The organism is Kribbella qitaiheensis (assembly GCF_042657745.1).
Classification (GTDB): Bacteria; Actinomycetota; Actinomycetes; order Propionibacteriales; family Kribbellaceae; genus Kribbella; species Kribbella qitaiheensis.
Map to the genome: position 1 here is coordinate 108706 of NZ_JBHSKE010000019.1, position 16627 is coordinate 125332.

At 68.3% G+C, this 16627-nt stretch carries 17 protein-coding genes and 1 pseudogene; 8 read left to right on the forward strand and 10 right to left on the reverse strand.

The annotated features are described in order from the left end of the window. Positions 1–41: 41 nt before the first annotated feature. The gene (locus ACFPJ1_RS16570; protein WP_380104724.1) at positions 42–923 is read right to left on the reverse strand and encodes a S1 family peptidase; all 882 of its coding nucleotides are present in this window, start codon (positions 921–923) and stop codon (positions 42–44) included. Positions 924–1350: 427 nt separating this feature from the next. On the opposite strand from ACFPJ1_RS16570, the gene ACFPJ1_RS16575 reads away from it, so the two are divergent. Both ACFPJ1_RS16575 and ACFPJ1_RS16580 read left to right on the forward strand, forming a co-directional pair. Continuing rightward, the gene (locus tag ACFPJ1_RS16575; RefSeq protein WP_380104725.1) at positions 1351–2823 is read left to right on the forward strand and encodes an LCP family protein; all 1473 of its coding nucleotides are present in this window, start codon (positions 1351–1353) and stop codon (positions 2821–2823) included. 7 nt (positions 2824–2830) lie between these two features. Further along, positions 2831–3865 (forward strand): glycosyltransferase family 2 protein, encoded by a 1035-nt coding sequence (locus ACFPJ1_RS16580; protein WP_380104727.1) that lies wholly within the window; start codon positions 2831–2833, stop codon positions 3863–3865. A 378-nt stretch (positions 3866–4243) separates the two neighbouring features. Here the strand turns inward: ACFPJ1_RS16580 and ACFPJ1_RS16585 are convergent, their stop codons facing one another. The 5 genes from ACFPJ1_RS16585 to ACFPJ1_RS16605 form a co-directional block, all read right to left on the reverse strand. Then, a complete protein-coding gene (locus tag ACFPJ1_RS16585) occupies positions 4244–5008 on the reverse strand; it encodes an ABC transporter ATP-binding protein (protein ID WP_380104729.1) in 765 nt (254 codons plus the stop codon). After that, positions 5001–5891: an ABC transporter permease gene (locus ACFPJ1_RS16590; RefSeq protein ID WP_380104731.1), complete on the reverse strand. Its 891-nt coding sequence runs from the start codon at positions 5889–5891 to the stop codon at positions 5001–5003. The genes ACFPJ1_RS16585 and ACFPJ1_RS16590 overlap by 8 nt, the downstream gene beginning before the upstream one ends. A gap of 58 nt (positions 5892–5949) precedes the next feature. Beyond that, on the reverse strand, positions 5950–6330 hold the full coding sequence (locus ACFPJ1_RS16595; RefSeq protein ID WP_380104733.1) for a carbonic anhydrase: 381 nt from the start codon (positions 6328–6330) through the stop codon (positions 5950–5952). A gap of 102 nt (positions 6331–6432) precedes the next feature. Further along, complete coding sequence (locus ACFPJ1_RS16600; RefSeq protein WP_380104735.1) at positions 6433–7152, reverse strand: tyrosine-protein phosphatase; 720 nt, start codon at positions 7150–7152, stop codon at positions 6433–6435. Positions 7153–7232: 80 nt separating this feature from the next. Continuing rightward, complete coding sequence (locus ACFPJ1_RS16605) at positions 7233–7970, reverse strand: phosphocholine cytidylyltransferase family protein (RefSeq protein ID WP_380104737.1); 738 nt, start codon at positions 7968–7970, stop codon at positions 7233–7235. 160 nt (positions 7971–8130) lie between these two features. Here ACFPJ1_RS16605 and galE point away from each other — a divergent pair, with 160 nt between their 5' ends. Next, entirely contained in the window at positions 8131–9102 is a 972-nt protein-coding gene (galE, locus tag ACFPJ1_RS16610) for a UDP-glucose 4-epimerase GalE (RefSeq protein ID WP_380104739.1), read from the forward strand. A 7-nt stretch (positions 9103–9109) separates the two neighbouring features. Here the strand turns inward: galE and ACFPJ1_RS16615 are convergent, their stop codons facing one another. Then, a complete protein-coding gene (locus ACFPJ1_RS16615; protein ID WP_380104741.1) occupies positions 9110–9883 on the reverse strand; it encodes a class I SAM-dependent methyltransferase in 774 nt (257 codons plus the stop codon). Positions 9884–9924: 41 nt separating this feature from the next. Between ACFPJ1_RS16615 and ACFPJ1_RS16620 the strand changes: the two genes are divergently transcribed. After that, positions 9925–10587: a DUF6308 family protein gene (locus ACFPJ1_RS16620; protein ID WP_380104743.1), complete on the forward strand. Its 663-nt coding sequence runs from the start codon at positions 9925–9927 to the stop codon at positions 10585–10587. Positions 10588–10613: 26 nt separating this feature from the next. Here the strand turns inward: ACFPJ1_RS16620 and ACFPJ1_RS16625 are convergent, their stop codons facing one another. Beyond that, complete coding sequence (locus ACFPJ1_RS16625; RefSeq protein WP_380104745.1) at positions 10614–11396, reverse strand: SDR family NAD(P)-dependent oxidoreductase; 783 nt, start codon at positions 11394–11396, stop codon at positions 10614–10616. Further along, positions 11396–12079, reverse strand: coding sequence for a TIGR03089 family protein (locus tag ACFPJ1_RS16630; RefSeq protein ID WP_380104747.1), 684 nt, complete (start codon positions 12077–12079; stop codon positions 11396–11398). Before ACFPJ1_RS16630 ends, ACFPJ1_RS16625 begins: the two co-directional genes overlap by 1 nt. Positions 12080–12142: 63 nt before the next feature. Between ACFPJ1_RS16630 and ACFPJ1_RS16635 the strand changes: the two are divergent. Then, a pseudogene (locus tag ACFPJ1_RS16635) lies at positions 12143–12274 on the forward strand (twin-arginine translocase TatA/TatE family subunit); the annotation flags it as partial. Between the two features lie 72 nt (positions 12275–12346). On the opposite strand, the gene ACFPJ1_RS16640 reads toward ACFPJ1_RS16635, so the two are convergent. After that, the gene (locus tag ACFPJ1_RS16640) at positions 12347–13249 is read right to left on the reverse strand and encodes a LysR family transcriptional regulator (RefSeq protein WP_380104749.1); all 903 of its coding nucleotides are present in this window, start codon (positions 13247–13249) and stop codon (positions 12347–12349) included. A 70-nt stretch (positions 13250–13319) separates the two neighbouring features. Here ACFPJ1_RS16640 and ACFPJ1_RS16645 point away from each other — a divergent pair, with 70 nt between their 5' ends. Genes ACFPJ1_RS16645 through ACFPJ1_RS16655 form a run of 3 tightly spaced genes read left to right on the forward strand, consistent with a single transcriptional unit; the run spans position 13320 to position 16603 of the window. Further along, complete coding sequence (locus tag ACFPJ1_RS16645; protein WP_380104751.1) at positions 13320–14168, forward strand: SDR family NAD(P)-dependent oxidoreductase; 849 nt, start codon at positions 13320–13322, stop codon at positions 14166–14168. Between the two features lie 24 nt (positions 14169–14192). Next, positions 14193–15530: a hemolysin family protein gene (locus tag ACFPJ1_RS16650; RefSeq protein ID WP_380104753.1), complete on the forward strand. Its 1338-nt coding sequence runs from the start codon at positions 14193–14195 to the stop codon at positions 15528–15530. Next, the gene (locus ACFPJ1_RS16655) at positions 15527–16603 is read left to right on the forward strand and encodes a hemolysin family protein (protein WP_380104755.1); all 1077 of its coding nucleotides are present in this window, start codon (positions 15527–15529) and stop codon (positions 16601–16603) included. Before ACFPJ1_RS16650 ends, ACFPJ1_RS16655 begins: the two co-directional genes overlap by 4 nt. The last annotated feature ends 24 nt before the right edge of the window (positions 16604–16627 follow it).

A 16627-nucleotide genomic window follows, 5' to 3' on the forward strand; every position in this document is an offset into this window, starting at 1 on the left:
GTCACCCTTCGCCCCCGAAACGCCCGGCCCTCAGCAACGGGTCAGCGGCGGGCGGGTTTCGCCAGTTGGCAGCCGGACTTGTTCAAGTCGAGCGTGCGGGAGGCGGTCAGGCACGTGTAGAGCCACCAGGTCTGCTGGCCGTACGCGGCGCCCTGGTCGACGGTGATGTTGCCCGCGGCGTCGACCTCGCACGGGTTGTTCAGCGTGCACTGTTCGCCGTCCTCGTTGCCGGTGTTGTTGACGCCGATCACCTCACCGGTGGTCGTGCTCACGATGGGTGATCCCGAGGTGCCGCCGATGGTCTCGCAGCCGGGCTGCTGGTACTTGATCGAGCTCTTCATCACCCAGCCGGCCTCGCGCAGTTCCGGGATCGTGGTCTGCACCGAGCAGGTGTAGATCCGCTTCCAGTAGCCGGAGACGACCGCCATACCGGCACCGTTCGCGGGAGCCTGCTTCGCCAGGGTCAGCGGAGTGACGTTCAGCCGCGACTGGATCGAGGCGTAGGTCTCGTTGACCTCGTACAACGTCATGTCGGTCTTGGTCATCGTGGAGTAGAGGACCCGGCGGGCGCGGACCGTCCCGGCGTTGCTGGAACTCGGCCGGAGCAGGGTGATCGAGCGGGTCGACGCCCGGTTGACGATCACCTGGCCCGGGCTCGGCATACCGCCTTCGTAGCAATGGCCGTTGGTGAGCACGAGCGCCTTGTCGGTGGACAGCGACTCGGCGTACCGGACGAGCGAGGCGGAGCAGTTGCTCAGCGCGGCGATCCCGGTGAAGTCGGTGCCCGGCGCGGCGATCCGCGAGGGTTGGGCGGCGGTCTGCGGGGCCTCGACGGCGAGAGCCTGGCTGCCGCCGAGCAGCGCGGCACTGAACGCGACGGCGCTTGATGCAAGAGTCGCGGCAAGGGTACGGAACAGTCTCATGGGCGGTTTCCTGTCCTCACTGGAAGATGCTTGCGATGGGTCGGTGCAAGCAGGGCGTAGTCGTTCCAGGACTCTTCGTATCCGATGAACGGCGCATCCGGCCATCACAAGTCGATGAAAGTTGCCCGCCACGCCGTGGATGCACGGGTTTACCTCCGGGTACCAGGCTGGCGGCCCCCCCACCTTGCGCATGCGGGTAGTGAATGCCCTGTTACCCTTCGTTTCCGGATCCGCCCGGCCTGAACCATCGCAGCGCCCGGTACGTCGTACCAGGTGGCGGACGGGGAACGAGAGGGACGGCGGCGCGCCTGACAGGGTGGTCGTCAGCTCATGGCCATACTGAATGCGACGTGACACCGGCACACAGGGGAGACGCCGTCCCGGGGGAGCAGTACCGGCAGCGCCGTACGGAGAACGGAAGGACGTCATGCCGCAGGAGAAGCCAGACCTGCGCAACCTCAGCGAGCCGGTTCGGTTCAAGCGAGCGCTGACGCTGCTGCTGATGACCCTGGTGCTGCCCGGATCCGCGCAGATCGCGGCCGGCAGCAAGCGCACCGGCCGGTGGGCCTGGCGGGTGATCGCCGGCATCGTCGCGATCGTCGTCTTCGTGATCCTGCTCTCGCTGATCTGGCGGGCCGGCGCGATCAACCTGATGGTCTCGCCGAAGACCCTGCGGTTCATCCAGATCGCCTTGATCGTGCTCGCGATCGGCTGGGCCGCGCTGTTCATCGACGCCTACCGGCTCGGTCGTCCGCTGACGCTGGAGCGCAAGCACCGGCTCACCGCGAGCATCCTGGACGGCGTCCTGGTCTTCGTGGTCGTCGGCGCGTTGATCTGGGGCAGCACGATCGTCGCCTCCCAGCGGGACTTCGTCGCCAGCGTGTTCGGCAACGGGAAGAAGTCCGAGGCGGACAAGGGCCGCTACAACGTGTTGCTGCTCGGCGGCGACTCCGGCACGGACCGGATCGGCACCCGGCCGGACAGCATCACGCTGGCCAGCGTTGACGCGGACACCGGCCGGACCGTGCTGATCGGCCTGCCGCGGAACATGGCCAAGGTGCCGTTCCCGGACGGCACCCCGATGGCCAAGCAGTTCCCGGACGGCTTCAAGTGGGCGGACTGCGCCGAGAACTGCCTGCTGAACGGCGTCTACACCTACGCCGACGGACACAAGCAGCTGTTCCCCGGCGACCCGAACCCCGGCGTGACCGCGACCAAGCAGGCGGTCGAGGCGATCACGGGGCTGAAGGTCAACTACCACGTGCTGATCGACCTGGCCGGCTTCCGCGACCTGCTGAACGCGGTCGGCGGGATCACCCTGGACGTCGGCAAGCGCGTCCCGATCGGCGGCATCGGCTCGCCCATCAAGGGGTACATCGAGACCGGCAAGAACCAGCATCTGGACGGCTATCACGCCCTCTGGTTCGCGCGGTCGCGGGCCGGTGCGACAGACTACGAGCGGATGACCCGGCAGAAGTGCGTGATGACGGCGATGCTGAACCAGCTGTCGCCGCAGAAGGTGCTGACCAAGTTCCAGGGCATCGCGAAGGCGAGCAAGAAGGTCGTCAACACCGACATCCCGTCGGGTGAACTGGGCACCTTCACGGATCTCGCGCTGGACGCGAAGAAGCTGCCGGTGTCAAGCTTCTCCGCGGTCCCACCGCTGATCCGCACCGGCAACCCCGACTTCGAGCTGATCCGGAGCAAGGTGACCGAGGCGATCGGAAAGTCCGAAGCGCTGGACAAGGCGGCCGATGACGGAGACGGTAAGAACCCGAACACCCCGAGTAGTACTCCGGTGAAGAAGCCGAGCACCTCGGCCAACCCCGGCAAGACCAGCAGCACCCCGTCCAAACCCGGCAACGACGTCGACGACGTCGCTTCGATCTGTAAGGCCTGACCTGAACATGTCCTTGTCCCCTTGGCCCCCCGTGTCCGTCGTGATGCCGGTGCTGAACGAGGAACGCCACCTCGAAGAGGCGGTCGGCCGCGTCCTCGACCAGGAGTACCCCGGCGAGCTGGAAGTGGTGCTGGCGATCGGTCCGAGCAAGGACCGGACCCAGGAGATCGCGGACCGCCTGGCCGAGGCCGACAAGCGGATCACGATCGTGCCGAACCCGTCCGGCAAGACGCCGTCCGGCTTGAACACCGGGATCGCGCACGCCCGGCACGACATCGTCGTACGGGTCGACGGGCACGGTGTGCTGACGCAGGGCTACATCACCCGGGCGGTCGAGGTACTGCACGAGAGCGGCGCGGACAACGTCGGCGGCGTGATGGCGGCCGAGGGACGCACCCCGATCGAGATGGCGGTCGCCTGCGCGTACCGGTCCCGGCTCGGGCTGGGCGCCTCGACCTTCCACCAGGGCGGCAAGGCCGGACCGGCCGACACCGTGTACCTCGGCGTCTTCCGCCGGGCCGCGCTCGAGCGCGTCGGCGGCTTCGACGAGACGATGCACCGGGCCCAGGACTGGGAGCTCAACTACCGGATCCGCAAGACCGGCGGGCTCATCTGGTTCAGCCCCGACCTGTCCGTCACCTACCGGCCGCGGTCGTCCCTGCAGGACGTCGCGAAGCAGTTCTTCCACACCGGCCAGTGGCGCCGCGAGGTGATCCGCCGGCACCCCGAGACCGCCAACAAGCGCTACCTGGCCCCGCCGGTCGCGGTCATCCTCCTCGCCCTCGGCACGATCCTGGGCATCATCGGCCTGGCCACCGGCATCAGCTGGCTCGACATCGGCTTCCTGGCGCCCCTCGGCTACGCCCTGCTCCTCCTGGTCGGCTCAGCCATGGAAGGCCGCTACCTGCCCTGGAAAGCCCTCTTCTGGCTCCCCCTGGTCTGCGCCACCATGCACGTCTCCTGGGGCCTGGGCTTCCTGATCGGCCTCCAAGAACGCCCCGCCCCACCCGCCACCACAGCCCCACCCGCCACCGCTGTCTGAGGACGCGGTACTCCGGTCGCGCTGGCGTCCGCCAGCCACGAGTGGCGACCCCGGACACCGAGCAGGGACCGCGGACAAGAAGTGGGGACCTCGCACAAGGAATGGGGACCTCGGACAAGCAATAACGTGTCCAAGGTCCCGTCTTGGTGGCCCCACCCCCCACAAGGTGTCCGAGGTCCCCACACCTGCCACCTCCGGACCCCCTGCAGAGGGGTGAGCGAGCACTCATTCGTGGATTCGGGGCTGCAGCAAGCGGTTTCCCGCGCACCGATCCACGACTCGGCGAACTGAGCACCACCAAACCTCGTCCTGGGGCGGGTCAAGCGGGCGACGGCGGAGCCGCCGCGGAGTGGGGGAGCCGCGCGGCGGGGCGTAGTACTAGCGGGCTGCCGTTGCCTCGCGGTTGTAGGCGCTGACTACCTCGCGGACCTCGCCGTCCATGCGGAGGACGCCTTTGTCGAGCCAGATGGCTCGGTTGCAGGTGTCCAGGACTACGTCGAGGCTGTGGCTGACCAGGAAGACGGTGCCGGCTTCGGTGCGGAGGTCCTTGATCTTCTGTTCGGAGCGGACGCGGAACTCGGCGTCGCCGGTGGCCAGGGCCTCGTCGACGAGGAGGATGTCGTGGGTCTTGGCGGAGGCGATCGCGAACTTGAGCCGGGCGGACATGCCGGAGGAGTAGGTCGACATCGGCAGGTCGATGAACTCGCCGATCCCGGAGAACTCGACGATCTCGTCGTACCGCTGCTCGATCTCGTCCGGGGACATCCCCATCGCCAGGCAGCCCAGTACGACGTTCCGGTCGCCGGTGAGGTCGTTCATCATTGCCGCGTTGACGCCGAGCAGGGACGGCTGGCCGCCGGTGTAGATCGCGCCGGAGGCGGGCGGCAGCAGACCGGCGATCGCCCGGAGCAGGGTCGACTTGCCGGAGCCGTTGCGGCCGATCACGCCGATCGCGTCGCCCTTGTACGCCGTGAAGGTGACGTTCTTGACCGCGTGCACCTCGCGGATGGTCGGGCGGTCCTGGCGTTTCAGGATCCGGCGGAACGCGGTCGCCGCGGTGCCCTTGCCGCCCTGGCCCGCGATCACTTTGTAGATGATGTTGACGCCGTCGGCGATGACCGTCGGCACTGCTTCTTCAGCCACGGCCGTACCTGTCCTCAGCGCGCCAGAAGTAGATGAAGCCGCCGACCAGCGCGATCACGGCCCACCCGGCCGCGATCGGCCAGGCGTACGGCAGTTGGTGCTGCTCGTGCTCGTCGAGCAGCGCCCGCCGGACGATGTCGATGTACGCCGTGATGGGGTTCAGCGCCAGCAGGTTGATCACCCAGGGCGGCGCATCCAGCGCGGCCAGCTTGTCGGGGATCGAGAAGAAGATGCCCGAGGCGTACAGCCAGGTCCGGGTGACGAACGGGAGCAACTGGCTGATGTCGGAGACGAAGGTGCCGATCCGGGCGAAGATCAGCGTCATCCCGATGTTGAACATCGTCTGCAGTGCCAGCGCCGGGATGACCAGGAACCACTTCCAGGACACCCCGTCGGTGAATCCGACCAGCACGAACAGGATGCCCATCGAGACGGCCATCTGGTTCAGTTCGTTCACCACGTACGCCAGCGGCAGGGTGGCGCGCGGGAAGTGCAGGGTGCGGATCAGCGACATGTTCAGCGAAATCGCTCGGGAACCCTCGGTCATCGAGCGCTGCGTGTAGGTGAACACGAACATGCCGCAGATCAGGAACGCGGGGTAGTTGGGGATGCCGTTCTTGGTGCCCAGCAGCACCCCGAAGGCCAGGTAGTACACCGCTGCGTTCAGTAACGGGGTGAGGACCTGCCAGACAGACCCCAGCCGCGCACCGGCGTACATCGCGTAGGTGCGCGCCCGGGCATAGCTGACGATGAACTGGCGGCGGCCCCACAGTTCGCGGAGGTAGCCCGGGAGCTCCGGTCGTGCTGAGCTCCTGGACAACCCGTGTCGCTCGGCCATCGCCGCCAGCTCAGCGGTCCCGGCCGGGTCGGCGGCGGTTGACATGCGGGCCAATCTACTGGCCACCACCTACCCGTTTCACACCGGCAGCCTCTGTGTCGCCCTACTGTCGGGGCGGCGTGGTGGTCACTGTCAGTTCTTGACCTCGCGCAGCCGTCCGGTCTCGACCTCGTAGACGAATCCGCGGGACCGAGTCCTTGACCGGGATCAAGGGATCGGCGGCGATCCGCTGGAGCGGCTGCCGGACGTCGGCGTCGAGGTCGGAGAACGCCTCCGCCGACCAGTCCGGCTTGAGCCCGGTCTCGGCGTTGCGGATCACGTGCGCGTCGCCCTCGCTCAGCCCCAGCAGTCCGTACGGGTTCAGCCGCGCGTCCATGTAGGCAACCACGGCCACCTGCTTCCCGGGCGGAAGCGGCAGGTCCCCCTTGTCGAAGCCCTCGGCATACCGCTCGGCATTGGCATGCAGTTCGTCGGTCACGCTCATCGTCCCGGCCCCCAGTTAAAGTCAAGTAAGTAGATAGGCAAACCTAACTTTCCCCGGGCACTCCGAGGCCCCATTCCATCCCGTGGACGGCCGCCGGCGACGTCAGGTGGTGAGGCGGGTCTTCAGGGCGTCGAGTTGGGTTTTGGTGAGGCCGCCGTGGTGGAGGTAGGCGACGGGGCCGCCGTACTGCGTATCCAGGTGGCGGAGGATGGCGGTGAGGGAGGCGGGGCGGGTGTCGCGGAACTCGATCATTTCGGGGTGGAGGGACTCGTCGGGTTCGGCGGCGAGTTGTTCGGCGAGCATCGGGGCCAGGCGGGCCTGGGTGAGGGCGTAGTCGGCGACGATCTCGTCCTCCGGTACTCCGGCCGCCGCCAGCGCGAGGGCGACCACCATGCCGGTCCGGTCCTTGCCGCCGTAGCAGTGCACGACCACCGCGCCCTCGGGGGCCTCCGCGATCGCGAGGACCGCGGCCGCGAAGTACTCCGGGCGCTGGTCGAGCATGTCGATGCAGACGCCGACGATCGTGGTCTGGTCGCCGGGGTTGGCGGGGTCCTGGACCGGTACGTGCATCCCGATCGGGTCAGCCGTGAAGGGCGTCGGGAAGCTGGTGACCTCGGCCTCCGACCGAAGATCGACGACCCGGCTCACTCCGGCCTTCCGGACGATGTCGACACCTTCGGGCGTCAGGAACTGCAGACAGTCCGAGCGGATCAGGGCGCCGGTCCGGATCACCCGGCCGTCGGTGGTCGGCAGCCCACCGAGATCGCGGGCGTTGCGGCAGTCCGGCCAGTCCAGGTGACGGTCCACTGGCGCTCGGTTCACAGGTCCTCCAGAACGGTTCCCTCAGGGGTGACGGCAGGTGGCGCGGTCCGTGCAGAATCGTTGAACGCGCTCGATCCAGGTTAGGAGGGGCAGACGATCTCGCGGGCCCGGACGAGGTCGTCGTGGTTGTCGATCTCGACCCAGTCGACCTTGCCGATCGGGGCGACATCGATCCGGAGGCCCTGGTCGACGAGCACCTGGTAGCCGTCTTCGTAGTACAGGTTGGGATCTCGTTGCCAAGTGAGCTTCAGCGCTTCCGTCAGGGCGACCGCGACACCCGGCTCGATCAGGGTGACGCCGATGTACTCACCCGTGGCCTCGGCCGGATCCATCAGTTTGGTGATGGTGCGAACGCCCTTCTCCGCCGTCCAGATCACCTTCATCTCCTCGTCGGCGAGCGACTTCTCGGTGTCGAGGGCGAGGATGATCCGCCGGTCCTTGCCGCGCGCGTCGAGCAGCGTCCGCTGGACCGAGGCCGGGTGCAGGGTGTCGCCGTTGGCCAGCATCACCCCCTGGCTCAGCAGGTCGCGGGCGCACCAGAGGGAGTACGCGTTGTTCCAGGTCAGGGCCTTGTCGTTCGGCACCAGCTCCAGCGTCACGCCGTACCGGTCCTGGAAGCCGTTCACCCGGGCCGCGATCGCGTCCGCGGCGTACCCGACCACGATCGCGACGTCGGTGATGCCGACCTCGGCGTAGTTCGCCAGCGTCAGGTCGAGCACGGTCGTGGTCGAGTCGATCGGGACCAGCGCCTTCGGCAGCGTGTCGGTGTACGGGCGGAGGCGGCGGCCGGCACCCGCGGCGAGGACTAGTCCGATCATCCGCGCATCCTAAGTGCAGACCACGCCTTTCCTTCCGGCTCGGAACCCGGCTGTGCACGGTAGCTGGATGAGTGTTTATGTGTGAATCTGATCGTTTATGTGGTTAGATGACAGTAAGGGCGGCACCAACGCCGAACCGGGTCGATGGGAGCATCTGGGTATGACATGGCTGGTGACTGGCGGGGCGGGATACATCGGTTCGCACGTGGTGCGCGCGTTCCTCGCGGACGGGATCGACGTCGTCGTGATCGACGACCTGTCCAGCGGCAAGGCCGAGTTCCTCGTCGAGGGCGTGCCGTTCATCGAGGCGAACCTGCTCAACGGTGAGGCCACCCGCAGGGCGCTGGAAGGCGTCAGCGGCGTCGTGCACCTGGCCGGCTACAAGTACGCCGGAGTCTCGGTCGAGGAGCCCATGCACACCTACACGCAGAACGTCACCGCGATGGTCTCGCTGCTCACCGCGATGGCCGACACCGGTGTGCGCAACATCGTCTTCTCCTCCAGCGCCGGCGTCTACGGCACTCCCGAGGACGAGGTGGTCACCGAGCGGACCAGGCCGAACCCGCAGAGCCCGTACGGCGAGACGAAGCTCATCGGCGAGTGGCTCCTCGCGGACCAGGCGAAGGCGCTCGAGTCGCGAGAGGGCCAGCTGAACCACACCTCGCTGCGCTACTTCAACGTGGTCGGCTCGGGTGACCCGACGGTCTACGACGCCAGCCCGTACAACCTCTTCCCGATCGTGTGCGACCTGTTGAGTCAGGGCAAGGTGCCGCAGATCTACGGCACGGACCACCCGACGCCGGACGGTACTTCGGTCAAGGACTACGTGCACGTGGCCGACCTGGCCCGGGCGCACGTGGCCGCCGCGCGTGCCCTCGACTCGGGCAAGACGCTCGACCGGGTCTACAACCTCGGCAGCGGGACGGGCACGTCGGTCCGCGAGATCATGGACGCCGCCCGCCGCGTCACCGGCATCGACTTCACCCCGACCGAGGGCCCGCGTCGGCCGGGCGATCCCTCCCGCGTCGTCGCCTCCGGCGAACTCGCCGCCCGCGATCTGGAGTGGAAGAACACCCACACCGTCGACGAGATGTTCGCCACCGCGTGGGAAGCCTGGCCGAAGAAACCCTGAACCTGCTTCAGGGTTTGACGCCCTCGAAGCAGGCCGCGGGAACCGTGAGAGTCACCTCGCCTCGCCGGTTGAGCTCTTCCTCGACTGCAGCCAGTACTTCGTCGCCCGCGACCGCCTGCCAGCCTTCGAGGAACCCGAGCCGGATGAAGTAGTGGTCGAAGAGTGCCGTGCCGTCGACGTACCGCAGGGTGAAGGAGTCCCGGTCCGCAACCGTCGCGGTGAATCCGGCTGCTTCCAACAGAGCAAGGGTTCCGGCGACGGTGGCGCGATGGTTGACGTGCTCGTCCAAGGGCTTGCGATCCTGGCCGAGCCGGTCGAGCACCTCGGCGAAGACGTCGTAGAACTCGGCCATGTGCCCGACGAGGTTGGTGCTGATCAACAGCCGGCCACCTGGCCGCAGTACACGATGGCACTCCCGCAGTACGGCCTCGGCGTTGTCGAAGTTGTTGATGCCGAGGTTGGAGACCACGACATCCACCGACCCGTCGGCAAGGTCGAGCTCGGACGCATCCGCAACCCGCACTTCGACATTGCTCAACTTCAGGACCTCGACCTTGCGCCGCAACACCTCCATCGCATCAGCCCAGGGATCGACCGCAACCACCCGCCCAGCCCCACTCCGCTGCGCGAGCTCCACTGTCAGAAACCCAGTCCCCGCCCCGACGTCAACGATCGTCTGCCCCCGCCGCAACGGCACCTGCTCCAACAGCAGCTGCCCAAACGCCGCCGACCACAACGGCAGTTCGTCGTAGTTGGCAGCAACTCCACCGTCGATCTCCACCTCCCGAACGATAGGCGCCACCTGGGCTACTGTCCCCGACCATGAGCCAGGAGCCTGTGGTCACTGTAGGAAACATCAAGATCTCGCTGGCAGAGGCGACGGCCTGGGTGAAGACCTACACGGACGAGACCAACAACAAGAGCAAGAAGAAGCCGTACGCCTACCCCGCCTACGACCGCTACGAGCAGGACACCAACGACCCGCACCACCTGTCGGATGCGGATCTGCTGGCACCGGTCCTGCTGAACGTCAGCATCTCGATCCGCTCCTTCTATGCTCTCCAGGCTGTTCGGCGGCGGCTCGAGGACGCGCTCCAGCACCCCGCGCTGAATCGGACTCTGGTCGAACTCGACGACGATGAAGTCCGCGATGCGGTCGGGCCGCTCTACGCGGTGCTGGACGAGGAGCGCCTGCCGGGTGTCGGCGGGACCAAGCTCTCGAAGATCCTGCACCGAAAGGCTCCGCAGTGTCTGGTGCTGCATGACATGTGGGTCCGAGCCTGCTACCTCGGGGGAGATCTCGTGCCGTTTGCCAGCAAGCGTTCATGGGCCGAGTACCTGACGCTGATCACCAAGGCCATCCAACGCGACCTCCTGACGCAACCGGATGTGTTCGAGGAGCTCAGCAGCATTGGTACCGGGCTCAGCCAGGTGCGGATCCTCGACATCCTCTCGTGGAGCTCCCGTGGGCAGTCACCTGCCTGACGTGTCCGCCGTTCAGTGCGGGCGGCTTAGTACTCCTTGCGGGCTGGGCCCGAGGTGGTTAGGTCGAAGAGGCCGGGGCCGGTGAGGATGCCGCCTTCTACTGGGAGGGTGTGGCCGGTGATCCAGGCGGCGTCGTCGGAGGCGAGGAAGGCGACCGCGGCCGCGATGTCCTCGGGCTCGCCGACCCGGCCGAGCGGGTACATGGTCTTGAACCTCTCCAGCGTGCCCGGCTGGTTGTCCCAGTTCGGGGTCCGGACGGTGCCGGGGGCAACGACGTTGAAGCGCACCCCAAGAGGGCCGTACCGCGCGGCGAAGTTCTGCGACATGACGATCTGACCGGCCTTGGCGGCGGCGTACTCGATGTTGCCGAAGGCGGCCACACCGTTGACCGAGCTGATGGTGACGACGTTGCCGCGGGTCTTCACCAGGTGCGGGAGCGAGGCCTGGATGCAGCGCGCAGCGCCGATCAGGGTGAGGTCGAGCTGGCTGTGCCACTCCTCGTCCGTGGTGTCCTCGGGCACGGTGCTGACGATGCAGCCGCCCGCGTTGTTCACCAGTACGTCGAGCCGGCCGAACCGCTCGACAGCCGCCGCGACCGCCGCGACGACGTCATCCCGGGACGTCACGTCGACCTTGACCGCGAGGGCTCGGTCAGCGCCGATCCCCTCGGCCACGGCCGCAATCTTGTCCTCCTGCAAGTCGGTGACGACCACGGATCCACCCTCGGCCGCGATCCGCCGCGCCACGGCCAGACCGATGCCCTGGGCTCCCGCCGTGACCAGCGCGACCTTCCCCTCGAACCGCTGCATCAGCTCTCCTCCAGTACTCGGTCGACCTTCTCGTCGGCGATTCGCCGGTCCAGTTTGGCCGGGTCCAGGTTCCGGCAGAGCACGATCGAACCACCACCGGCGATCACGCCGACGAGCGTGCCGAGGCCGTCGGGCGAGACCAGGTCGACGTTGGTGAGCACCCGGTCGGTGATCGGCGTCGCTGCCTCGATCACCTCGGCGTGCGTCTTCTCGTCGTACGCCGGAGAGCCGGGCGTGGGCGGATCGAAGGGGACAAACAGGTCCGGGTGGTTGTAGACCTCGGCGCCGTAGTCGTGCACGCCGTCGGGCAACGGCTCGCGGAATCGGCCGCCGAGGGGTAGCAGCGCGGACGCGATCGTCTCGCGCGAGCCACGGACGCCGAAGTCGGGCCCGGTGATCGCCAACGAACCCTCGCCGGTGGTCACGTCCGCTCCGGCGGACCACGCGGACAGCGCCCAGACCACGCCCAGCCAATGCGGCGGCAGGCCGATCGCGACGGTCTCGCCGGACTCCAGGTCGTACTCGTCGACGAGCAGGTTGGCGGTTTTCGCGACCCAGTTGGCGGTGGTTACCGCGCTGAGCTCGATCCGCTCGCCGGACGTGTCGTCGTAGTACGTCAGGAAGGGGTTCGCGCCGTCGCGGCGGACCGCGGCGGTGAACAGGTCGGGCAGGGTTCCGGTCACGCCGCAACCCTACGTTCGGGCACCGACGTATCTTGGTTGGGGACTCCGGAGAGAAGGATCGAGATGGTGTCACAGCTGGCGCTGCCCGAGGGCGGCGAATGGATCATCCTGCTGGCCGTCGTGGTCGTGCTGTTCGGCGCGAACAAACTGCCGGACCTGACCCGCAACGCCGCCCGCGCCCTGGTCGAGTACCGCAAGATCACCAGCGGCGAGGACACGGACCCGACCAAGGAGCCGGCCACCGGCAACCTGCCCGCCGTGCAAAGCTCACATAGCGGTGCGGAGGGCGTCGGCGAGGTGGGCGGCGGCGTCGGGCAGCCGGCCGGGCAGCCGGGCCAGGATGATGCGCCGCAGCTCCTGGGGCCCGCCGTGGACGGCGATGATCCGGACACCGGGCGGCGCGGCACCGGCGAGTGACGCCGACACGGTAGTCAGGCCGGCTCCGGCCGCGACCAGGTGCAGCTTCGCCAGCCAGTCGCGCGCGGTGTGGGCGACCTCCGGCCGTTCGTCGAGCCCCGGCCAGACCCCCATCAGCGTGTCCTCGCCGGCGGCCGGTCCGGCAATCCAGCGATGGCCCCGCAGTTCGGCCACGTCCACCGAGTCACCCGCGGCCAGTGGATGACCGGTCGGCACCGCAAGCATCAGTGATCTCTCGGTCAGCGTCTCCAGTTCCAGCGCGGGCGACTCCGCATCCAGCGGCCGGAAGGGTGGCGCCGAGGCGAGCAGTGCCAGATCCACGGTCCCGGCTCGCAAAGCCCGCACTAGCGACGGCGTGGAACCCTCCCGGCTGACCACCCGGATCGCCGGTTGCGACCGGCGCAGCGCGGCGATTGCCCGCGGCAACAGCACCGCGCCCGCGCTGGGGAACCAGCCGAGCCGCACGGTGCCACCTTCCGCCGGCAACCCGGCCAGCTCACGGGTGGTCGCGTCGATCTGGTCGAGCACGCGCGCCGCGTTCCGCAGTACGACCTGTCCTGCGGTGGTGAGGCGGACGCGGTCGCGGCGGCGCTCCAGCAACGAGGCACCGGCGGCCCGCTCGATCGACGCGATCTGCCGCGACACCGCGGACTGGGTGTAGCCCAGGGAGGTCGCCGCCGCGGTGAAGGTGCCGCGCTCGGAGACCTCGCGGAAGACCCGCAGGGCGACCAGGGAGACGTCGGAGAAGTCCATGACGTTTACGCATACTAGCTGTGCCCAAGTCTCGTTGGTGTCATGGAGGAGGCGTTCCTAGCCTGGCCGCATGACAGCTCAACGCATCGCCCTGGTGACAGGGGCCAACCAGGGCATCGGCTTCGCCCTGGTGGCCGGCCTGGCCGCCCGGCTGAACCCCGACGACCTGGTCTTGCTGACCGGCCGCAATCCCGAGCGGGTGGCCCAAGCCGTCCAGCGGATCGACGGCGTCGCGAAGGTTGAGGGCCGCGTCCTCGACGTCACCGACGCCGACGCGATCGCCATCCTCGCCAAAGACCTTCAGGACGCGTACGGCGGCGTCGACCTCGTCGTCTCCAACGCCATCGGCCCGCTGACCCCGGACCGCCCGCAGGCCGAGCAGGCCGACGAGTTCATCGCCGTCGCCAACGGAGGCACCCACGCCGTACTGCGCTCCTTCGCTCCCGTACTCCGGCCCGGCGGCAGGTTGATCGTGGTGGCGAGTTCCCTTGGCACGCTCGATCACCTAGACCCGAAACTGCACCCGTTCTTCGACGGCGTCACCCTGGAGCAAGTCGAGCGGGCCATCGAGGACTGGCGACAGGCGATCCACCAGGGCACTGCCGAGGAGCAAGGCTGGCCGCACTGGATCAACGTGCCCTCCAAGGTCGGCCAGGTGGCTGCAGTACGCGCAGTAGCCGCCGAGCGCCGCTCCGCTGACCTCCCGCAGGACACCCTGATCGCCTCGGTCTGCCCGGGGCTCGTCGACACCCGCGCCTCTCGCCCGTGGTTCGACGACTTCAGTCAGGCCCGCACCCCCGAGGACGCCGTACAGCCGATCCTCGACCTTCTCCTCGCCGACCACGTCGACCCGACCACCTATGGCGAACTGATCCGCGACGGCAAGGTTCTGCCCTGGCACCCCGCAGTGCCCCGGTAGCCGGAGTTCTCGTAAAGTCGGTTCATGTTGATCCTGATCGGCCTGCTGCTGATCCTGGCGTTGACCGTTGCCACCGGCTACTTCGTGGCTCAGGAGTTCTCCTACGTCGCCGTCGACCGGAACCGGCTGCAGGCGCTGGCCGAGGCGGGTGACAGCGCGGCCGAGCGGGCCCTGAAGGTGACCTCGCGGCTGTCCTTCGTGCTGTCCGGCGCCCAGATCGGGATCACCGTCACCGCCCTCCTTGCCGGGTACGTCGCCCAGCCGTACCTCGGCGCTGGGCTGGAGGACCTGCTCGGTACTGCGGGTCTGCCGCGGAGCGTCAGCCTGTCCGTGTCGGTGATTCTGGCGTTGTTGCTGGCAACGATCATCCAGATGGTGTTCGGCGAACTGGCGCCGAAGAACCTGGCGATCGCCCGCGCCGAGGCGATCGCGCTGAGGCTGTCCCGGTCCACCCTGATGTACCTGACCATCGCCGGCCCGCTGATCCACGTGTTCGACTCGGCCTCCAACCGGATCCTGCGCCGGGTCGGCATCGAGCCGGTGGAGGAACTTCCCCAGGGCGCCACCGCGCAGGACCTGGACCGGATCATCGCCACCTCCTTCGAGCAGGGCCTGCTGGACCAGGACACCACCCGGCTGCTGGATCGCGGGCTGGACTTCCGCGACCGGATTGCGGGCGAGGTGATGGTGCCGCGAGTCGACGTGGTCACCGTGCACGAGGACGAGCCGCTGAGCCGGGTGGTCGAACTGCTCGACACCGGGCACAGCCGGTTCCCGGTGACCGCCGCGTCGGTCGACGAGGTCGTCGGGGTGGTCGCGGTCAGCGATGTCGTCGAGGTCGAACCCGCGGACCGGCACCACGTCACGGTCGGTTCACTGGCCTCGGCACCCGTGCTCGTCCCGTTCACCCTGCCGCTCCCCGTAGTACTGGAACAGCTCCGTACTGCGCACCGACAGCTGGGGATCGTGCTGGACGAGTTCGGCGGGTTCGCCGGGATCGTGACGCTGGAGGACATCGCCGAGGAACTGGTCGGGGAGATCCACGACGAGGACGACCTGCCGGAGCCGGACCTGCTCCGGAACCCGGACGGCAGCTGGACCTTCCCGGCCCGCTGGCGGATCGACCAGGTGGAGGAGGCGCTGGGGACCACGCTGCCGGACGACGAGGACTACGACACGGTGTCCGGCCTGGTGATGGCCCGGCTCGGGCGGATCCCGGTGGTCGACGACCAGGTGGTGGTCCAGCTGCCGCGGCGGTTCGACCACGACGGGCGCCCGGTCCCGACTGAGCGGGTCAAGCTGACAGTGGAGACCGTCGTACGGCGGGTGCCCGGCCTGGTCCGGCTGGAGCGGCTGTCATGAGTACCACCGTCGCGCTGCTGATCTCCCTGCTGCTGTTGATCCTCAACGGGTTCTTCGTCTCGGCCGAGTTCGCCCTGGTCGCGTCCAAGCGGCACCGCCTCGAACAGGCCGCCGCTCAGGGCAGCCGGTCCGCCCGGGCCGCGATCGCCGGGGTCAGCGAGCTGTCGCTGATGCTCGCGGGCGCCCAGCTCGGGATCACCCTCTGCACCCTTGGTCTCGGATCCCTGGCCGAACCTGCCGTGGCGCACCTGCTGCACCCGCTGTTCGAGCTGATCGGGCTGCCGGACGGCGTCGGGCACGTGATCTCGCTGATCATCGCGGTCGGCGGGATCGGCCTGCTGCACGTTCTGCTCGGCGAGATGGCGCCCAAGTCGTGGGCGATCAGCGACCCGGAGCGGTCCGCGTTGTTGCTGGCGCTGCCGTTCCGCGCCTTCACCACCGTCTTCCGCCCGCTGCTGATCGTGCTCAACGGTATGGCGAACCTGTGCCTGCGGATCCTCAAGGTGACACCCCAGAACGAGCTGGCGAACGCGCACGGCCCGGAGGAACTGCGGCTGCTGATCGAGTCGTCGCGTGAGCACGGCACTCTCGAGGCCGCCGAGCACGATCTGCTCACCGCGATGCTCGCCTTGCAGAACACCACGGTCGCCCAGGTGATGACGCCGACCGCCCAGCTCGTCACGGTGCCGGACTCGGCCACAGCTCGTGAGGTGGAACTGGCCAGCGTCCGCGAAGGCCGCTCGCGGCTCGCGGTGGTCAGCACCGGTACTGCGATCTGCGGGATCGTGCACGTCCGCGACGCGGGCCGCGCGACGACCGGCGGCGGTCACACCCTCCATGCGGCGGACCTGATGACCGAGCCGTTGCGGCTGCCCGCCGAGACGCCGGTGGCGGCGGCGATCCGGATCATGCGGGAGCGTCGCGCTCAGCTGGCCGTCGTCCAGGACGGCGACAAGCCCGTCGGCGTGGTCGCCCTCGAGGACCTGCTCGAGGAGGTGATCGGCGAGTTCGACGACGAGACCGACCCGATCATCACCGCCGCCGTCAAGCGCCGGTCGGCAGACGCGGAGTGACCCCGGACCCCTGGCCGACGATGC